At 53.3% G+C, this 16682-nt stretch carries 17 protein-coding genes; 5 read left to right on the plus strand and 12 right to left on the minus strand.

The window, feature by feature from the left end:
- Positions 1–13: 13 nt before the first annotated feature.
- From EJQ19_RS05345 to EJQ19_RS05355, 4 genes are all read right to left on the minus strand, one after another.
- A complete protein-coding gene (locus tag EJQ19_RS05345; protein WP_126140161.1) occupies positions 14–544 on the minus strand; it encodes a P-loop nucleotide/nucleoside kinase family protein in 531 nt (176 codons plus the stop codon).
- A 157-nt stretch (positions 545–701) separates the two neighbouring features.
- Positions 702–869, minus strand: coding sequence for a hypothetical protein (locus EJQ19_RS31730; RefSeq protein WP_164716334.1), 168 nt, complete (start codon positions 867–869; stop codon positions 702–704).
- 74 nt (positions 870–943) lie between these two features.
- The gene (locus EJQ19_RS05350) at positions 944–2617 is read right to left on the minus strand and encodes a ribonuclease J (protein ID WP_126140162.1); all 1674 of its coding nucleotides are present in this window, start codon (positions 2615–2617) and stop codon (positions 944–946) included.
- A 745-nt stretch (positions 2618–3362) separates the two neighbouring features.
- Positions 3363–4259 (minus strand): LysR family transcriptional regulator, encoded by an 897-nt coding sequence (locus EJQ19_RS05355; RefSeq protein WP_126140163.1) that lies wholly within the window; start codon positions 4257–4259, stop codon positions 3363–3365.
- 121 nt (positions 4260–4380) lie between these two features.
- Between EJQ19_RS05355 and EJQ19_RS05360 the strand changes: the two genes are divergently transcribed.
- Positions 4381–4752, plus strand: a complete 372-nt coding sequence (locus tag EJQ19_RS05360; RefSeq protein WP_126140164.1) for a CidA/LrgA family protein — start codon at positions 4381–4383, stop codon at positions 4750–4752.
- Entirely contained in the window at positions 4749–5426 is a 678-nt protein-coding gene (locus tag EJQ19_RS05365) for an LrgB family protein (RefSeq protein ID WP_126140165.1), read from the plus strand. Before EJQ19_RS05360 ends, EJQ19_RS05365 begins: the two co-directional genes overlap by 4 nt.
- Here EJQ19_RS05365 and EJQ19_RS05370 read toward each other — a convergent pair.
- The 4 genes from EJQ19_RS05370 to EJQ19_RS05385 all read right to left on the minus strand — a co-directional run bounded on the left by EJQ19_RS05370 (position 5423) and on the right by EJQ19_RS05385 (position 9272).
- Positions 5423–6103 carry a YjgB family protein gene (locus tag EJQ19_RS05370; protein ID WP_126140166.1) on the minus strand — a complete coding sequence of 227 codons (681 nt, stop codon included), beginning with the start codon at positions 6101–6103 and terminating at the stop codon, positions 5423–5425. The two genes, EJQ19_RS05365 and EJQ19_RS05370, sit on opposite strands and share 4 nt — an antisense overlap.
- Positions 6104–6171: 68 nt before the next feature.
- Complete coding sequence (locus tag EJQ19_RS05375) at positions 6172–7074, minus strand: S-layer homology domain-containing protein (RefSeq protein WP_126140167.1); 903 nt, start codon at positions 7072–7074, stop codon at positions 6172–6174.
- Positions 7075–7539: 465 nt separating this feature from the next.
- Complete coding sequence (locus tag EJQ19_RS05380) at positions 7540–8322, minus strand: putative protein N(5)-glutamine methyltransferase (RefSeq protein ID WP_126140168.1); 783 nt, start codon at positions 8320–8322, stop codon at positions 7540–7542.
- On the minus strand, positions 8319–9272 hold the full coding sequence (locus EJQ19_RS05385) for a DNA/RNA non-specific endonuclease (RefSeq protein ID WP_126140169.1): 954 nt from the start codon (positions 9270–9272) through the stop codon (positions 8319–8321). The genes EJQ19_RS05380 and EJQ19_RS05385 overlap by 4 nt, the downstream gene beginning before the upstream one ends.
- Positions 9273–9475: 203 nt before the next feature.
- Here EJQ19_RS05385 and EJQ19_RS05390 point away from each other — a divergent pair, with 203 nt between their 5' ends.
- Together EJQ19_RS05390 and EJQ19_RS05395 are read left to right on the plus strand one after the other, a co-directional pair.
- On the plus strand, positions 9476–9838 hold the full coding sequence (locus tag EJQ19_RS05390) for an ArsR/SmtB family transcription factor (protein WP_126140170.1): 363 nt from the start codon (positions 9476–9478) through the stop codon (positions 9836–9838).
- A 14-nt stretch (positions 9839–9852) separates the two neighbouring features.
- On the plus strand, positions 9853–10374 hold the full coding sequence (locus tag EJQ19_RS05395) for an SRPBCC domain-containing protein (protein WP_126140171.1): 522 nt from the start codon (positions 9853–9855) through the stop codon (positions 10372–10374).
- Between the two features lie 74 nt (positions 10375–10448).
- On the opposite strand, the gene EJQ19_RS05400 is transcribed toward EJQ19_RS05395, so the two are convergent.
- Both EJQ19_RS05400 and EJQ19_RS05405 read right to left on the minus strand, forming a co-directional pair.
- Complete coding sequence (locus EJQ19_RS05400) at positions 10449–11909, minus strand: RICIN domain-containing protein (RefSeq protein ID WP_126140172.1); 1461 nt, start codon at positions 11907–11909, stop codon at positions 10449–10451.
- A 212-nt stretch (positions 11910–12121) separates the two neighbouring features.
- Positions 12122–13468, minus strand: coding sequence for an aminotransferase-like domain-containing protein (locus tag EJQ19_RS05405; protein WP_126140365.1), 1347 nt, complete (start codon positions 13466–13468; stop codon positions 12122–12124).
- A gap of 176 nt (positions 13469–13644) precedes the next feature.
- Between EJQ19_RS05405 and EJQ19_RS05410 the strand changes: the two genes are divergently transcribed.
- The gene (locus EJQ19_RS05410; RefSeq protein ID WP_126140173.1) at positions 13645–14604 is read left to right on the plus strand and encodes a DMT family transporter; all 960 of its coding nucleotides are present in this window, start codon (positions 13645–13647) and stop codon (positions 14602–14604) included.
- A 72-nt stretch (positions 14605–14676) separates the two neighbouring features.
- On the opposite strand, the gene EJQ19_RS05415 is transcribed toward EJQ19_RS05410, so the two are convergent.
- Positions 14677–15420, minus strand: coding sequence for a protein kinase domain-containing protein (locus EJQ19_RS05415; protein WP_126140174.1), 744 nt, complete (start codon positions 15418–15420; stop codon positions 14677–14679).
- Positions 15421–15978: 558 nt separating this feature from the next.
- Positions 15979–16611, minus strand: coding sequence for an NAD(P)H-dependent oxidoreductase (locus tag EJQ19_RS05420; RefSeq protein ID WP_126140175.1), 633 nt, complete (start codon positions 16609–16611; stop codon positions 15979–15981).
- Between the last annotated feature and the right edge of the window lie 71 nt (positions 16612–16682).

The raw sequence follows: 16682 nt of genomic DNA on the forward strand, positions 1-16682 counted from the left end.
AAGTCGCCTTTCCTCAAGCGGAAGTCCCTCTCGTATACGCCAAAAAAGAAAGGATCGTCGCTATGCTGCTCTCTATCGGCAGAACCGTATCGACAGACAGTTCTCCAGCCATATGCGCGTCCGGCGCGTTATAATGACTATGCAGCGTTTCCAAATCCGTGATGCGTTGATTCGGCAGCGGGTTCACGCTTCGCGCAGCAAGCCGCTGCGCCCACACCCGCTCGTCGCTGCAGTGGCAATGGATCGTTGCGAGCACGCCGCCGCGTTCAGCAATCCACGACTTTAGACGCAGCACATCGTCCGGCTGATTGAAGCCAAAGTCCAAGATGACATGCGCTTTTGCAGAGATGACGTCCGCCAGAAACCGGTACAAAAAATCAAAACAAATCCGATTCCTGACGCTGTGCTCCTGCACACTGCCTGCAACCGTGTCGTAGATGTCATCTTTATGCAGCACCGGATACGCAAGCCTCTTCGCAAGCTCGTTCGACAACGTCGACTTCCCCGTCCCTGCCCGGCCTCGGAGCAAAATGATCATCGACATGCCCCTCCTCCTAGTCGTTGTATCCATCTGAAACAACCTCACTAAGAAGACTTCCGGCCGTTATAAAAAGTTCATCGCGCTCCGCTCTTCCCGTCAGCAGCCTTATAACGAACAAAAAGCTTCCCATTCGCATAACGAATGGAAAGCTTTTTTGTGGCTACTCCAGCTCATCCAATTCGGAGCTATCCTCGTTCGCCGCCGCTTCGATGGCCTGATCGACCTCGCTGGCTCCCTGAATTTGCTGTGCAGCTTCTGCTTGCTTGTTCAGCTGCTCCACAATCTGACCTGCGCCATGCGCGCCTTGGTGTCCTCTGCTTGATGTCATGGGCTCGACTCCTTTTTGCCAAAATCATGTAGTACCCGTATAGTATGGCGCGAATTAGAGCCGCTATGCATCCCTTACACTTGAATAATGATCGGAAGAATCATGGGCCGCCGCTGCGTCTTCATAAATAAAAACTTACCTACCGCTTCCTTGAGCGCCTGCTTGTACAACCCCCATTGCGTAGCTTCCTCGTCCTGCAGCTGCGTAACCGCCGCAAGCGCAATACGTTGAACTTCGTCCATTAATGCTTCGGACTCTTTCACGTATACGAAGCCGCGCGAGATGACATCGGGTCCCGATACCAATTTGCCGTCCGATTTGGCCAAGGACAGAACAAAGATGAGAATTCCATCCTCGGACAGCACCTTCCGGTCCCGCAGTACAATGTTGCCGACATCTCCGATCCCAAGCCCGTCGACCAGCGTATTGCCGTTCGGCACCCGGCGTCCTTGCTGCGCCTCGCCATTCCTGAAATCGACTGCCTCTCCATTGTTAACGATAAAAATGCGCTCCGGCGCCACCCCAACCGCTTCCGCCAGCAATCGATGCTGATACAGCATCCGGTATTCTCCGTGAATCGGGATAAAATAAGTCGGCTTCATCAGCGTCAGCATCAGCTTCAGCTCCTCCTGACTCGCATGCCCGGAGACGTGCATGCCGGTGACCGAGCCTGAGCCGTAAATGACCTTGACGCCTCTAATAAACAAATTGTCCACGATCCGCGCGACATTTCGCTCATTCCCCGGAATCGGGGTCGCCGCTAAAATGACCGTATCCCCGCTCGACACTTCCACCTGCCGGTGCGTGCCGCTCGCGAGGCGGGACAGCGCCGCCATCGGCTCGCCCTGGCTTCCCGTACACAGCACGGCAATCTCATGCGGCTTGAAGCGGCCCACCTCATTCGCCTCGACCAGCATGCCCGGCGGCATCGCGAGATAACCCAGCGCCAAAGAGATGTCGACCACATTCACCATGCTTCTGCCGAGCAGAGCGATTTTGCGGTTCGTTTTCTCCGCGGCATCAATGACTTGCTGAAGCCGATTCACATTCGATGCGAAGGTGGAGATAAAGATTTTGCCCGTCGCTTTGGTGAACGCCTCCAGAATATGATCCCCCACTGTTCGCTCCGACGGGGTAAAACCCGGCCGCTCCGCGTTCGTGCTCTCCGAGAGCAGCGCAAGCACACCCTTTTGCCCGATCGCCGCCATCTTGTGAATATCCGCATGCTGGTGATTGGCCGGGGTCAAATCAAATTTAAAATCCCCCGTATGCACCACGGTTCCCTGCGGGGTTTCAAAAACGATCCCCAAGCAGTCCGGGATGCTGTGGTTCGTGCGAAAGAAACTGAGCGGAATGCGGCCCAGCGTCAACGTTGCCTCCGCATCGATTTCGTGCAAGCTGGTCGCGCTGAGCAGGCCGTGCTCTTTCAGCTTGATCTCAATTAAGCCAAGCGTCAGCCGGGTCGCATAGATCGGCATGCTCAGCTGCTTGATAATATACGGGATGCCGCCGATATGGTCCTCGTGCCCGTGAGTGATGACGAGCCCTCTGACTTTTGAAGCATTTTCGAGCAAATACGTAATATCCGGGACGATCAAATCGATGCCGAGCAAGCTCTCGTCCGGAAATTTGGAGCCGCAGTCAATGACGATCATATCGTCGCCGTACTGAAGGACATACATGTTTTTCCCGATTTCATGGACGCCCCCGAGGGCAAAAATGGATAGCAAATCTTGGTTGGATGCCACGACGAAAACCTCCGTTATTGCTGAAAATGTGCAGCTATAGTGTGCCAAAAGCACCCAGTTTACATGCATGCGCTGGCGGTTTCCGGCTGAAATGGCTGTGGCATGCGGAATTTCAAATATTCCTTGATGAGAAAACAAATTCGCTTACCGCCTGCCGCCTTAACCTGACAGCATCGCCTTTGCCCCTACTTTTTGCGCGTTCCTCGATCATTTTGCTTGTGCGGGGTGTCCTCACACCTTCCTGCCCGACCCTCCGATTGCCAACTGTAAAAAGTACAGCAAATCGGGCCGAAAATAGGCAAATCGCGAGAAATCCTGCATTTTATACAGTAGAAAATCGGATAAATACGTTTGCAAACGCTTTCACAGGTGCGACTAACAAAATCACCTGTACTTTTTACAGGTTGTTCCACGAAAATAAGCCTGATTGGCAAAATTTGATGTACAAAATACAGGTTTATGCAAGTTGGGGACGCTAGGGGACGCCTAGGGTACGTTGGAAAGGTGCCGCCCGTCCATGTTCCCCGCCAATTTCATCTACTTACCGCCCAACCCCCACACCCCACTCCATCACCAATTCCATCTACTTTGCCGCTTCCCCTACTTCGACGCCAATTCCATCTACTTTACCGCTCGGCCCGCTCGGCCCGCTCCATCAAGCTCCATCTACTTTGCCGCTCCCCCAACTCCATCACTAATGCCGTCTGCCCTCGCTCTACGTCAGCCCTCAGCCCCTCGCCAACTTCTATTCCCCAGGCTTTCCTCCAAAAACCTCCTGCGTAAACGAAATCCACGCCCGCGTCGCCAGCGATAAGTACCCGTCCCGCTTCCAAACCAGCACCAGCTCCCACGGAATGACAGGCTGTACCAAGGGAACGACGACGATTCTCTCCGCCGGCAGCGTCTGGCAAATCGTCTGCGGCAGCATCGCAATGCCCAGTTCCGCGCCGACCATGGCGGCGATAAAGTCCCACTGGGAGCTTTCATGCACGATCTGCGGCTCAAAGCCCACTGAGCGGCATCGTCCGATGATCTGGTCGTGAAGCGCGAAATTGCGATTAAACAGGATGAAACGCTCCTCCGCAAGTTCCGCCAACTTCACCTCGTCTCGACCCGCAAGGCGATGCGACGGCGACACGACCAAACTAAGCCTGTCCTGGATCAGCGCAAAAGAATCGAAAATATCCGCCTTGATCGGTGAAATGACGACTCCGACATCCAGCGTCCCATCGATCAGGCCTTCTTCGATTTTGACCGCGCCTTCCTCAATCATCGTAATGGCGATGCCGCGGTAGCGGTCTTGGAACCTTTTGATCACCGTCGGAAAAAAACTCGCCCCGGCCATAGGTGGTAGCCCGATGCGGATGCTGCCTTGATTGAGATAGTTCAAGTCGTTCAGCTCCGACTGCAAGCTCTCGAATAGTTGCAAAATCGGCCCCGCATATTTGAGGATCGCACTTCCGGCATCGGTCAGCCTGAAATGCTTGCCTTCCCGGATGAACAAGTCCGTTCCCAGCTCCTGCTCCAATTGCTTAACCGCCTTGCTGATGCTGGGCTGCGTAATGTGCAGCGTTTCCGCGGCTTTCGTAAAGCTGTTCAGCCGTACAATTTCCTGTATGTATTGCAGATGACGAATGTCCATTGCGAATGCTCGCCCCTTCATCATAGCCAAAAGGAATGAAAATCATGGTATCAATTCATTTTACCCATGCAAGTCGTTTTTGTATACTGGTTTCAACGAAACAAAAGAGGCGGCGTACACGATGAAAAACCTGACATTAACCATCCTGCAAGTGTTGTTCTTCCTTGGCATCGCCAAACTGTCCGACGCATGCGTCGCTTGGCTGCATTTACCTGTGCCGGGGAGCGTCTTCGGCATCTTCCTGCTGTATATTCTGCTCAAAAGCCGAATCATCCGACTCAACTGGATCGCCGCGGGATCGAAGTGGCTGCTGGCGGAGATGCTGTTATTTTTCGTTCCGGCGGCGGTTGGCATCGTCAATTACAAGACGCTCATCGTCCATAGCGGGCTCGGGATCGTGCTGACCATTGCGGTCAGTTCGCTGATCGTCATGGCATGTACAGGACTGGTTGGGGAATGGGTATCGCGAAGAAACGGGAGGCAGGCAGGATGATCAAGGCGTTCATGTGGTTAGGTTTTACAATCGTTATGTATGGGATGAGCAAGAGGGTTTACAAGCTGTATCCGAAAATATGGCTATCCCCCTTGCTCGTCACGCCGGCCGTCGTCATCGCAGCCGTCGAATTCAGCGGCGCTTCTATCACGACCTACAACAAAGGAACGAGCGTGCTCGGCCAAATGATCGAACCCGCAACGATCGCCCTTGCCGTAACGCTCTATAGGCACGGGGAGGTAATGAAAAAGCATGCCTGGCCTATCATCGCCAGCGCCTTGTGCGGGGGGGCCGCCGCTATCGTCACCTCGGCAGGCCTCGCCCGACTGTTCGGGCTGTCTCCCGAGGTGATGGACAGCTTGGCGCCGCGCTCCGCAACCACGCCCGTCGCGCTCGTCATCTCCCGCTCGATCGGGGGCGTGCCGACGATTACGGCTGCAGCTACGCTTGTGACCGGTTTGCTCGGCCTTATCGCCGGCCCGCTCATCGTCAAATGGCTCCGCATCCGCGGACCCATTGGCCGGGGTGTGCTCTACGGCACGGGCGCCCATTCCGCCGGCATCAGCAAAGCGATGGAGGATGGCGCCGTTACCGGCTCCGTGGCCGGCATCGCCATGCTGGTCACCGCCCTTGTTACGCTGTGCCTGGCACCGTGGCTGGTGGCGCTTTTTTAACCCGCCATATTGTTGACGGAATGTATCGTATCAAAAACCGAAATATGATCAACCTTGCCGGTAGATTGCGGAATGACAAATTTAAGCTGGAACTCGTCGGAAGCTTTGTAAATATAAATCGTATCGCCGCCGTTTACCTTCGTATCCGCCGGCTTGCCTAGCGCCTGCTCGATCTGGCTAAGTGTAATCGTCTTGAGCTTAGGATCGTAAGAACGGATGTCGATGATCTGGCTGCCTTTGTTGTAACCGATCGCCGCATGCTTCTTGCTATACGTCGCATAAATGCCGCTGCCCGCCGACTCTGTGGTGTCGGCTTTGCCCCACGCCTTCTCGACATCTTCGGTCAGATTCTTCTGCGCAGTAAAGGCAATGCCTTCCACTTTGCCGCTCTTCGCGAGCTCCAGCATCGCCTTCATGGATGCCGCTGACACCGACGCAGCGGGCGTCGACGCAGCCGGCGTGCCGCTTGGCGCCGATGTCGCTGCAGGCGCGGACGGCGATGGCGTCGTGCTTGGCGCGACACTTGCCGGAGCGCTCGGCGTCGCAGAAGGCGCTGTGCTGACGGCCGGCGCCGTCGCACTTGCTTCCGGCTTCGCTGTGGACGAGCAGCCGGCGGATATCAGCAGCCCCGCGAGCAGCGCCGGGTATATAAACGCTTTTGTATAATGGATTGCCATAACATTATCTCCATTCTAAGTTGAAAGGGCAGGCCCCCGCTCCCCAGGGAACGAGACCTGCCTGTTTTTTATTGTGCCGCTTGTTCCAGGACAACTTCATAGGAGGACGGCACATACGTAACAGCCGTTGGGGTCGTCACCGCTTGCGTCGTCATATCGCCGGCGGCGGGATCTTGCAGACGATATTGAATAACCGCTTGCCCGTCCACTTTAAACTGGATATTCGTGACTGCGATACGGTAACCGCCTGTCGGTTTTTGCTCACGGCTGAGCGTCACCTTGTTCACTTCGCTGTTTACTTTCTCTACGTTGAACGTCACTTTTTCTGTTTGCACCGGGGGCTTGACGGTAGCCATCACGTTCAGCGCATTGTACACCCACACCGCCGATTCGCCTCGAGTCAGTTCACGTTGCGGATTGAACAGGCCGTCCTTGTCGAGGTCAGCGACTTTATAATGAACCAGACGCAGCACGCTGCCTTGGTACCCCGGCGTAACTGCGCTGTCGTCTTTGAGCTCCGATTTAATATTGATCATCGGAAGCTGCGCCTTGCGTTCAAACGCCGTGTCGAGCAGCTGTGCAAACTGTTCCCGCGTAACCACCGCATTCGGGTTCACATCTTTCGGAATGTCAACGCCATTATAATGCGCGGCGATAAAGGCATCGGCATACCAAGCGGAGTCACCGACGTTGGTGAACAACTGCGAAGCCACCGGCTGCTGCTTGAAACGCATCGCATCCAAATTATAGCCGAATGCCCGTACCAACAATTGCACGCTCTCGGCGTAAGTAATTTTCCCCAGCGGAACAAAATGATCCGCATCCACGCCGCTGACGATCCCGCTCGCTTGCAGCTTCGCAATCGCCGCTGCCTGGCTGCCGTCCACATCGCTAAACGCGAACGCGCTCCCCAAAGACAGACTGCTCATTATCATGGTCGCGGAAAGCGCGACAGCTAGTTTCTTTTTCATACTCGATTGCCTCCTAGCGTTATTGCCCCTCCCGATTGGGGGAGACAATCCCTAAACGGCAATGTTACGAAAAAAGTTACAGTTTCGGTATGTAAAGGTTTTGTAAACGCATTTTTACTCCACAGCTGAAATAAAAAACCTAGTCACAACAAGTGACTAGGCTTTTGCGGTAAGCTAATCTTGACTGTGCCGAAGTCGAAGCCAATCTAACGGTTGCCCCAGCGCTTATTTGGCTCAAAACACTTCGTTTCGCAATCTAGCGGATGCCACGGCGCTTATTTCACCTAAATGCCGGGTAAAAACGGCTCCCACTCCACCAATAGCCGCTGTCGCGACCGTTATACGCTGAAAAGCGGTCTTTTTAGCGAAATAAGCTCGCTGGCAACCGTTAAACAAATGCCCGAATATCATGGGGTGTGACCGCAGGCAAGCATTGCGAACCCAGGATTCGCCGGCGTTGGGACATTAATCGCTCGCCCCCGCCCGCTTCCCGATCATCACGTTCGCGTCCTCCTCCTCGGAGCTTACCCACTCCGGCTGCAGCCCCTGCGAGGCAAAAAGCTTCGCAGCCAGCGGCGCCTGCTTCTCGCTCATCTCGATGAGCAGGCAGCCGCCCGGCGCCAGCCAGGCATGCGCTTCCGCGACGATGCGGCGCTGGATGTCCAACCCGTCCGCGCCGCCGTCGAGCGACAGCCTGGCTTCATGGATGCGCGCCTCCGCCGGCATCCTGGCAATAGCATCGGTCGGCACGTAGGGCGCGTTGGCGACCAGTACTTGGACATGCCCGCGGAGGCGGGGCGGAAGGGGATCGAACAGATCCCCTTCATAGACCGCGCCCTGTCCGGGCAGGATGTTGCGCCGCGCGCAGCGGACCGCCGCGGGGTCCAGATCGGCCGCGTGCAGGTCGAGCGGTCCCTTCGCCGCCAGCAAGGCGGCGCTGAGCGCGCCGGAGCCGCAGCACAGGTCGACGACAATATCCCCCGGCCGCACAAGCGCCGCCGCCTGGCGCAGCAGAAATTCCGTTCGCCGCCGCGGAACGAAAACGCCTGGCTCCACGGCGATGCGCAGGCCGCCGAACGCCGCCCAGCCGACGACGTGCTCGAGCGGATAGCCGGCTGCTCGCCGGGCGACCCCATCGGCCAATGCATCGCTGTCTCCCGCCCACTCCATCAGAATGGCCGCCTCTTCCTCGGCGAACACGCAGCCGGCCATACGCAGCTTGTGGGCAATTTCATTCTCATTCATCATGTGTTCCGCACCACGATCGGATACGGCCCGTCAATGTCATCATCCTCATCGACATAGAAACGGCCAGCCACGTCGTACCACCGCCCAGCAATCAAGTTCTCGTCGATCATATGATTGCCGTTGCCCGCCAACTCCGTCTCAAACTCATCCTGATCCTCATACGTATCGTCGATCAAAGCGCGCATCGCTACAGCCTGCTGGGCGTTCAAGCCGAATTGCCGCAGACGTGCGTTCGTAATTTGCGCTGCCGGCAAGTAATGGTTGTTGTCGTTATCGTCGGGATTCACCTGGCCGAGATTAGCTGTGCCCGCCCTGCGCCATTGGTTCGCTTGATCCAAATACCCCCACTCGGCGGAAATGCTTTCGGGAATGCCTGCCGGATAGTCATCGTTATAGTTCAGATCGACCTCCACATAAGTCCAGTCATTATCATCGATGGCGCTCGATTTGGCTCCCTCTTCAAGCTGACGCCAGCCTGCGTTATGGTTGAGCGCCGTCGTTGTCGGCACGAGATTGGTTGTATCTCCCCCCGGCCCTCCGAGCTCAGCATTAATAATGTGAAAACGCACCCAGCTGCCTTTCAACCGGCCATACTTTGTCTTCAGCCAGTCCCAACCTGGCGGGTCAACGCTAGGCGTGCCGCCGTAGTCGGGATTTTTCATGACGGCCAGCACCTGGCTGGGCACAGTTGCACCGTTGTGATCCTCCGTCTCGTCCGTTTCCCAATACGTGCCGTCCGCCTCATTCGTATAGTCTTCACTCGGCGCACGTTGAATGCGCGGGCTTTGCCCCTGCATCATGCTGGAAACAGCGCGATTGCCGATCGTGCGCTGCATGTGCATAATTTGCGAATAAGGGGATGCCGACAGCTTGGCTGCTCCCCGAACCTCTTTGCCCGGTTCCGTCGATTCGTTCTCTTTTCTATTCAATCTTGCGTGATCCCGCATCATGTCGAGGTCTACCTCCGCTAATCCGCTTGGTTTATTGGCACTCTGCAACCTATAACCTGTTTCAGTAAAATAATACCATAATTCAGAACCGAGCTGCTGCAAAAAAACAGAATATTCCTTGACAGGAATATTCCTTATGGGGTATATTGTGAATATCAGAAAACACAGTCACAAGAAAGTTGAGATTCATCGAGGTGAGCGGCATGGCAGGCAATGATACGGGCATGGACATGAACACGCTGAGTGTGCTGACTGAACCGAATCGCATTCGAATCGTCGAGCTCTTGCGTGACGGTCCCCTCACGGTAGGGGAAATTGCCGATCGGCTTGAGATGCGCCAGCCCCAAGCTTCCAAGCATCTGAAGGTGCTGAGCGAGCATGGCGTTTTGACGGTTCAGGCAGATGCCAATCGCCGGATTTACAAGCTTCGGCCCGAGCCCTTTCAAGCGCTGGAGTCCTGGGCCCAATCGTTCACTCGCCTTATGAGTGAACGATACGATAAGCTGGACGCCTATTTGCGCGAAGTGCAGAACAAAGCTAAAAAGGAAGATAACCCAACCACTTAAAGGAGGATTTACAAATGTCTAACAACACTATCGTTTCACGCGTAGAAAATGATCGGGTACTGGTGCTGGAGCGCACGTTCGACGCGCCTCGCGAACTGGTCTACAGCATGTTTAAGGAAGCGGAGCATCTCAAACACTGGTGGGGGCCACGCGGCTGGGAAGTACCTGTGTGTACCGTTGATTTTCGTCCAGGCGGCGTGTGGCACTACTGCATGAAGTGCGCTGACCCGAATCAAGGCGACTTCTACGGCATGGAATCTTGGGGCAAAGCTATCTACAAAGAGATGATCGAACCAGACAAAATCGTCTACGTCGACTTCTTCTCGGACGCGGAAGGCAATGTGAACGATGCAATGCCGTCGACGGAAGTGACGTTGGAGTTTATCGACCTGGGCAACGGTACGACAAAGCTCGTTAACCGCGGCTTGTACGCTTCCGCCGAGTCGCTGAAAACAGTCATCGATATGGGCATGATGCAAGGTATCACAGAAACATGGGATCGTTTGGAAGAGCGTTTGAACGCGGTCAAAGGTTAAGTATTTCACCAAAAAGGAGTGCCCTGCAGCAAATTCGCTGCAGGAGCACTCCTTTTAACATATATGGAAGTCGGTTACGGACTGACAATCTGCCACTGCTGGTTCGTGCTGCCGCTGTTTGCATATTGCCCGAGATCGCTGCCGTTCGTTGTTCGGCCCATGCCGTCCAGGTAGAGGCCGGTTGCGACATTTTTGAAACTGACGTTGGCGCCGGAGGCAACGAGCTGCCACACTTGATTGTTCGATGAGCTGCCGCTGTATTGGCCGGCTGCGCTGCCGTTCGTGGTACGGCCCATGCCGTCCAGATAGAGGCCGGTAGCCCGGTTTTTGAGCTTATAATTGTACCCCGAAGGCTCAAGCACCCACTGTTGGTTCGTGCTGCTGCCGCCTGCGTACTGGCCTTCGGCCGATCCGTCCGACGTACGGCCCATGCCGTCGATGTACAAACCCGTAGCAGCATTTTTAATTTTAACATAAATAACGGAAGGATCGTCGCTGCCCATCCCCCACGCGTACTGGAGGCGATTCAGCCCCGTTGCGTTATTTACCGTCAGATTGATGCTCGAGCCGCTGCCGGATTTGGTTGTCATACTGTAGCCGTCACCATCGCGCAGTCCCGGCCAGTAGACGCTGCCCATTCCCCATGCGCGAAGCTGATTGCTGATACCTCTCACATAGCTGACCCAGAGAGATCCGCCCGGCGTCGTGTAGTCCTGCAGCGGATACGTCACATTGTATCTGGAGCTGTAGCCCGCCTGCATCATCGCGCCCCATTCCGTCATGATCGTACGGGACGCATAGCTGCCAACATAGCTTTTGAGGTGATCGGCCCATTGGGCTTCACTCATATACGGCGTTCCTGCGAAGAACACATAGTCATGTACGGCAAGCAGCGTGCCGTTCAAACGCGAATCTCCGCCAGGCACGGAAGCGTTCTGCGCATAGCCGGCGCCATCCAGAATCACTCTTCCCTTCGGCACACTGGCGTACGTCGTCAGCCAGCTGTTGTACAGATTGTTCAAATCTGTGTTGCTGTAGCCATAAGGCTCGTTTATCACCTCGAAATACACGTTGGCATTGCTGCCGTACTTGTTCACGACCGTCGTCCACATGTTCCAGAAATCGGTCATACTGGCCGGCTTGCCGTTGCTGTACGCCCAGTAAGCGAGAATCACGTTTCCTTTGGTGATCGCCTTGTCGATCGCTCCGGTGTAGGTGCTCCAATAGCTGGACACCGTCGCTTCATTGATCGGCATACGCACTGTATTGGCGCCGAGCGCAGACACGAATTGGCCAACCACGCGATCCGCGACTGTCGAAGCGGAGGCATACGTATCCGTCGAGCTTAGACCCGACACGTACAGTACGCCGTTAACGAAGTTGTCTCGCGAGTCCGCCCAGTTCACACCTTTGAAATTGGTCGCCGCAGCGGCCGGCTGCGGTTGGCTCAGCCCCAGCCAGCTAAGCAGTGCGAGCGAAAAAGCAAGGAGCAAGGCAAGTGTGAGCGGCAGCCGTCTTTTTCCAGCAATCATCATCCTCATCCTCCTTAAATTTAATAGCGCTTACATTTCCAATCATAGCCAATGAATGAGGAAAGCGGATGCGCCTCTTTTTACTGGTTGTGCAAAAATATTTACTTGCCTGCGCCAGTATTGCCACGCTTGCTATGCTGTCTCAATGGCATAAAGGAAAGCCCGCTCTCTTCCCGAGCGGGCTTTTCACACTTTCATGCAGGCGGCAAGCATCGTCACAAATAGCGCATCCCCCGCCTAACCTCCTCGACGATGACCTGAACCGCTTCGCCAATCTGCTCCGGCCTTGCCCGCGAGATGCTGACTCGCACGAACTTCTCCCTCTCGCGCCATCCCGACATATAAAATCCGCCTCCGGGCACAACGTGAATCCTCCTGGCTGCGAGCCGCTTCATGAGCTGATCCAGGTTGACTTGGCGCGGCAGCTTAAACTGCATGTATATCCCCGAGCGGACGTCAGCCGCTTCGATCAATCCTTCCGCGCCCTGCTGCTGCAGCACCTCGTTCAGCAGACCGATTCGAGCGGTGTACTGGCGGGAGATCGTGATCTTGTGCCGCTCGTACATGCCGTTCCGAATGTACACCTCGAGCGACGCCTGAGATAAGAGCGAAGTATCGGCGTAGCTTTTCTGAGCTAGAAAGCCTGCAAGCAGGCGCTCCGGCAGCACGGCGGCCCCCAGGCCTAGGCCGGGAAAAATGATTTTAGAAAAGCTTTTCACATAGACGACATGCGAAGTTCGGTTGTAAGCGTAGACCGGATCGTAGCTCTTCTCCTCCCCCAGATCGGCCATGTAATCGTCCTCCACGACGTACACGTCATACTTGCTGGCCAAATCGGCAATCGCCTTCCTCGTCTCCGCCGAATACGTGGTGCCCAGTGGATTATGATACCTCGGCATCGTATAAAAAAATTTAATATCTCCGTCCTTGAACGTCTTCTCCAACTCCTGCAGATCGATCCCCGCGGCTGTTCGTTTCATTCCCCGTGTCGGCAGCCCCGACATCTCCAGAAAGCGCAGGTAAATGTCATACCCTGGCTGCTCGACCAGAATCGTCGACTTGCCGTTCGGGAACGGCATTCGCGCGACAATCTCCAACGCTTGCTGGGCGCCCGATGTGACAACAATTCGCTTCGGCTGCGTAAACACCTGACTGTCCGCCAAATGGGACACCAGCGTCTGCCGCAGCTTGTCCAGCCCCTGCGGATCACCGTAAGTAAACAAATTGTACTTAAACGTATCAATCGCTGTATTCAAGCAATGCTGAAAATCCAAATAAGGAAACACACTGACGTCCGGCGATGCCGAGGCCAGATCAATCCTGCTTGTTTCCGCACCCACACGACTGTCTCCCTGCTTCTCCACGACGTAAAAGCCACTCTGCGGCATCGCATATATCAGGTGAAGCTTCTCCAGCTCCGCATAAGCGCGGATAATCGTGCTGATACTGCACCCGTACGTATTCGCCGCACTGCGGACCGAAGGCAACTTATGGCCGGAACCGTACCGCCCTTCGCGGATTTGGTGTTCCAGATCTGCAAGTACTTGCGCATATTTTTTGATCACACCGCTTACCCTCCTGTCAGAACAGAGCCAACTCTCTCTCCGATTATACACGCGAGGTCAACTGTACCGATACAGTTATGAGGAATGCACATTGTACCCGCCCGCAAATTCCCTTATCTTGGAGTTGACCGACGCCGAAGAACACATTTCAATTGCAAGGAGTGTAAGCCAAGATGACCAAATTTCATGGGCGCAAGCTAGCCTATTCATTCGCCGTGCTTAACGCGACGATCATTGGATTTTCATTTTTATTTGCTAAAATCGCACTCGACTACGCCTCCCCGCTGGATACACTGACATTACGCTTCGCGGCTTCTTTTGCCGTCATGTCGATCCCGGTGGTGTTCGGCTGGACGAAACTGAACTATCGCGGCAAACCGCTGCACAAAGTGCTGCTCCTGGCGGCTATGTACCCGCTAGGCTTCTTCACGCTCCAAGCGTACGGGCTCAAGCATGCCTCTTCAGCCGAAGCCGGCATTCTCTATGCTTTTACCCCCATCGCCACCATGATGCTGGCCTCGCTGTTTCTGAAGGAAACGACGACCGTCTTCCAGAAGCTTTCCGTCCTCCTGTCCGTTGCAGGCGTCGTCTTCATCTTCGCGATGAAGGGGGGTGGGATCGACTTGTCCAACCTGATGGGCATTGGCTTCTTGCTCTTGACCTGTCTGGCATTTGCCGGATACAGCGTCATGGCGCGGTCACTTGCCTCGCAGTTCAGCCCGGCAGAGATTACCTATTTGATGCTCGGTACCGGATTTGTCACGTTTTCCATTGTTTCGCTCACAACGCATGGAGCAGCCGGAACGCTCGACCTTTTGTTCCAGCCGCTTGCGAGCAGCGTTTTTGTGGCCTCCATTCTTTTCCTGGGCGTCATTTCTTCCCTGGTCACGGCGCTGACGTCCAATTATGTCTTGTCCATCCTTTCCGCTTCCAGAATGAGCGTGTTCTCCAATCTATCCACCATCGTATCGATTGGCGCCGGGGCGATCTTCCTCGGAGAGCGTATTACGGCGGCAGCCATCATCGGATCGATCTTTATCATATGCGGGGTCGTCGGCGCCAATCGTCAGAAGCAGCATCAGGCGAACCACACCCGCGCCTCGGTCAAAACAAGGGACAGCTCTGCCTCGTGAACAGGCGGAATCGTTGAGTTTTCGACTCATCCATTAAAAAAAACAGCGGCTGACCAAGACGCTATTACTCGCTTACGACTTGCTTGCGTAGACGACTTTACCAATGGAGGAATTGAGCTGTCTCCATTCATTAGGAAAATTTTTTTGAGATTGCGAATCTATCTCTTTGGCAATTTTGCAGAATGAATACGCATCATCCCATTTGAATGCACTCGGTTTGTAAGATTTCTCTCCAAGAGCTTCCAATATGTCTCTTCTGGACTTTAGAAATGCAAGTTCCTGAACGTGACTCGGGTGCTTCAAAACGGAAAATGCAAAATCAATTAGTACTAACTCCATTTGTTTACCGTCTTTTCCTCTACGGACCAATAAATTGGCTGGTCGAATATCGCGATGGATGATCTTGTTTTTATGCAAAATTTGCAAAATATCGTTCATTTGCCGCAACAGTTGTCGCTTGTTATGTTGACTTTGTATTTTTCTTTCACTTAAGCATGTTTCCAATGAAGTTGCCTCCTGAACATATTCGAGAACAACAAAGGGATATTTGCCCTTCACATTATACGCCAACAATTTTGGGAAATATTTCGATCTGGTTCTACGCTCGAGCAGTTGAAGTAATAAGGCTTCTCTTCTGGCAACCTCCGGTAGGTTTCCATACATTTTAATGAAAACAGTTTTTCCTCTTTGAACATCTGTCCCCACATAATATTGAAAATTAAGTTCATTGGAAGGCATATACTGCCTTACGTTTATATAACCATATCTTTTCTTTAGGTATTTAAGAAATAAGTTGTTAATTCTTGTAGACTTCATTATTAATCCCCCCTCAATTAATAGTTTAGATATCAATATATGTTAATTGTTAGAGGTTCATAATATATATCTGTCCGTTGTCCGAAAAAATAGGCTCTAGAAAGGGCTTTGGTTATGTATACCAATCTCTGTTTAATAGAAATTTTGCTATGCATGTGGATCTTCAAAGGACAGAATCTTTCCGTTAGAATAGTTTGCCAACAAGTAACAGAGTCTTTTGAATTGTAGAGAACCGACCTCTGGCAAAGCATCGACACGACATCCAGTGATGCCTTTCAGAAGTAACGTAGCGGTCACCTACCTTTTGATTCGTCCTCCTACACGTTACAGCATTAACAATAATTTCAACACATATTGGAAGTAATCTCCCTCTATGAATAAACGCTGCCCGATAGCTTAATGATGCTGCAAGTGGTGCGGGTGTGTCTTGTTTCGGCAGACTTTGCTTCTAGTTTTTAGGTGAAGATCCTTTCTTTTTTAACAGAAAAGGTGCTCTTTTGAGCGCCTTTTCTGTTAAAGCATTACTTTACTTTTGGAGGTTCGCGAACGATGCCGCCATTAGAAACGTTTGGCAATTTCTGCAGTATGAGCAATGGCTTTTTCTTTAATAGCTGAAGCTTGATCTAATGATGCCGTGCCTTCAACAAATAGTGCCTCAAGAGATTGAATCCCGTAGAAACGTAAAACCTTATTCAAATAGCTGTATCCCATTTCAAGCGAGGCAAGAGGACCTTCCGAATAAACGGAACCGCTAGCTTGAATGTGCAAGGCTTTCTTGCCCGACAACAGACCAACTGGACCATTTTGGGTATATTTGAACGTCTTCCCCGGAATTGAAGTCGCATCCGTGTATGCTTTCAAAACCGGTGGGATCGAGAAATTCCACATGGGGGAAACGTACACGTACTTATCGGCAGCCACGTATTGATCAACAATCGCCTCAAGACGGGCTACTTTTGATTGCTCGGCATCGGACAATTGATCGAAAGACAAACCCGAACGAAGCTTTCCCCAACCGCGTAAAACATCAGCATCAAATTGTGGAATATACTCCTTGTACATATCCAAATGAATAACTTCATCTGTTGGATTTGCCTCACAGTACGATTCAATAAATTCTTTGCCTACCGCGAGGCTAAAAGATTCCTGAGGATCAAGGGGATGTGCGGTGATATACAGTACTGTTGCCATGAATGAAAACTTCCCTTCTGTAACTAAAATAAATACACTTTCTAGGTTTATCATATAATATAAACTTACTT

The sequence above is a fragment of the Paenibacillus whitsoniae genome (genome assembly GCF_003955665.1).
In the GTDB taxonomy this organism is placed as follows: domain Bacteria; phylum Bacillota; class Bacilli; order Paenibacillales; family NBRC-103111; genus Paenibacillus_E; species Paenibacillus_E whitsoniae.

What these genes read in the sequence shown, in the direction of transcription:
- EJQ19_RS05345 (WP_126140161.1), bottom strand. Translation starts at nt 544, where the DNA reads ATGTCGATGATCATTTTGCTCCGAGGCCGGGCAGGGACGGGGAAGTCG.
- EJQ19_RS31730 (WP_164716334.1), bottom strand. Translation starts at nt 869, where the DNA reads ATGACATCAAGCAGAGGACACCAAGGCGCGCATGGCGCAGGTCAGATT.
- EJQ19_RS05355 (WP_126140163.1), bottom strand. Translation starts at nt 4,259, where the DNA reads ATGGACATTCGTCATCTGCAATACATACAGGAAATTGTACGGCTGAAC.
- EJQ19_RS05360 (WP_126140164.1), top strand. Translation starts at nt 4,381, where the DNA reads ATGAAAAACCTGACATTAACCATCCTGCAAGTGTTGTTCTTCCTTGGC.
- EJQ19_RS05365 (WP_126140165.1), top strand. Translation starts at nt 4,749, where the DNA reads ATGATCAAGGCGTTCATGTGGTTAGGTTTTACAATCGTTATGTATGGG.
- EJQ19_RS05370 (WP_126140166.1), bottom strand. Translation starts at nt 6,103, where the DNA reads ATGGCAATCCATTATACAAAAGCGTTTATATACCCGGCGCTGCTCGCG.
- EJQ19_RS05375 (WP_126140167.1), bottom strand. Translation starts at nt 7,074, where the DNA reads ATGAAAAAGAAACTAGCTGTCGCGCTTTCCGCGACCATGATAATGAGC.
- EJQ19_RS05380 (WP_126140168.1), bottom strand. Translation starts at nt 8,322, where the DNA reads ATGATGAATGAGAATGAAATTGCCCACAAGCTGCGTATGGCCGGCTGC.
- EJQ19_RS05385 (WP_126140169.1), bottom strand. Translation starts at nt 9,272, where the DNA reads ATGATGCGGGATCACGCAAGATTGAATAGAAAAGAGAACGAATCGACG.
- EJQ19_RS05390 (WP_126140170.1), top strand. Translation starts at nt 9,476, where the DNA reads ATGGCAGGCAATGATACGGGCATGGACATGAACACGCTGAGTGTGCTG.
- EJQ19_RS05395 (WP_126140171.1), top strand. Translation starts at nt 9,853, where the DNA reads ATGTCTAACAACACTATCGTTTCACGCGTAGAAAATGATCGGGTACTG.
- EJQ19_RS05400 (WP_126140172.1), bottom strand. Translation starts at nt 11,909, where the DNA reads ATGATGATTGCTGGAAAAAGACGGCTGCCGCTCACACTTGCCTTGCTC.
- EJQ19_RS05410 (WP_126140173.1), top strand. Translation starts at nt 13,645, where the DNA reads ATGACCAAATTTCATGGGCGCAAGCTAGCCTATTCATTCGCCGTGCTT.
- EJQ19_RS05415 (WP_126140174.1), bottom strand. Translation starts at nt 15,420, where the DNA reads ATGAAGTCTACAAGAATTAACAACTTATTTCTTAAATACCTAAAGAAA.
- EJQ19_RS05420 (WP_126140175.1), bottom strand. Translation starts at nt 16,611, where the DNA reads ATGGCAACAGTACTGTATATCACCGCACATCCCCTTGATCCTCAGGAA.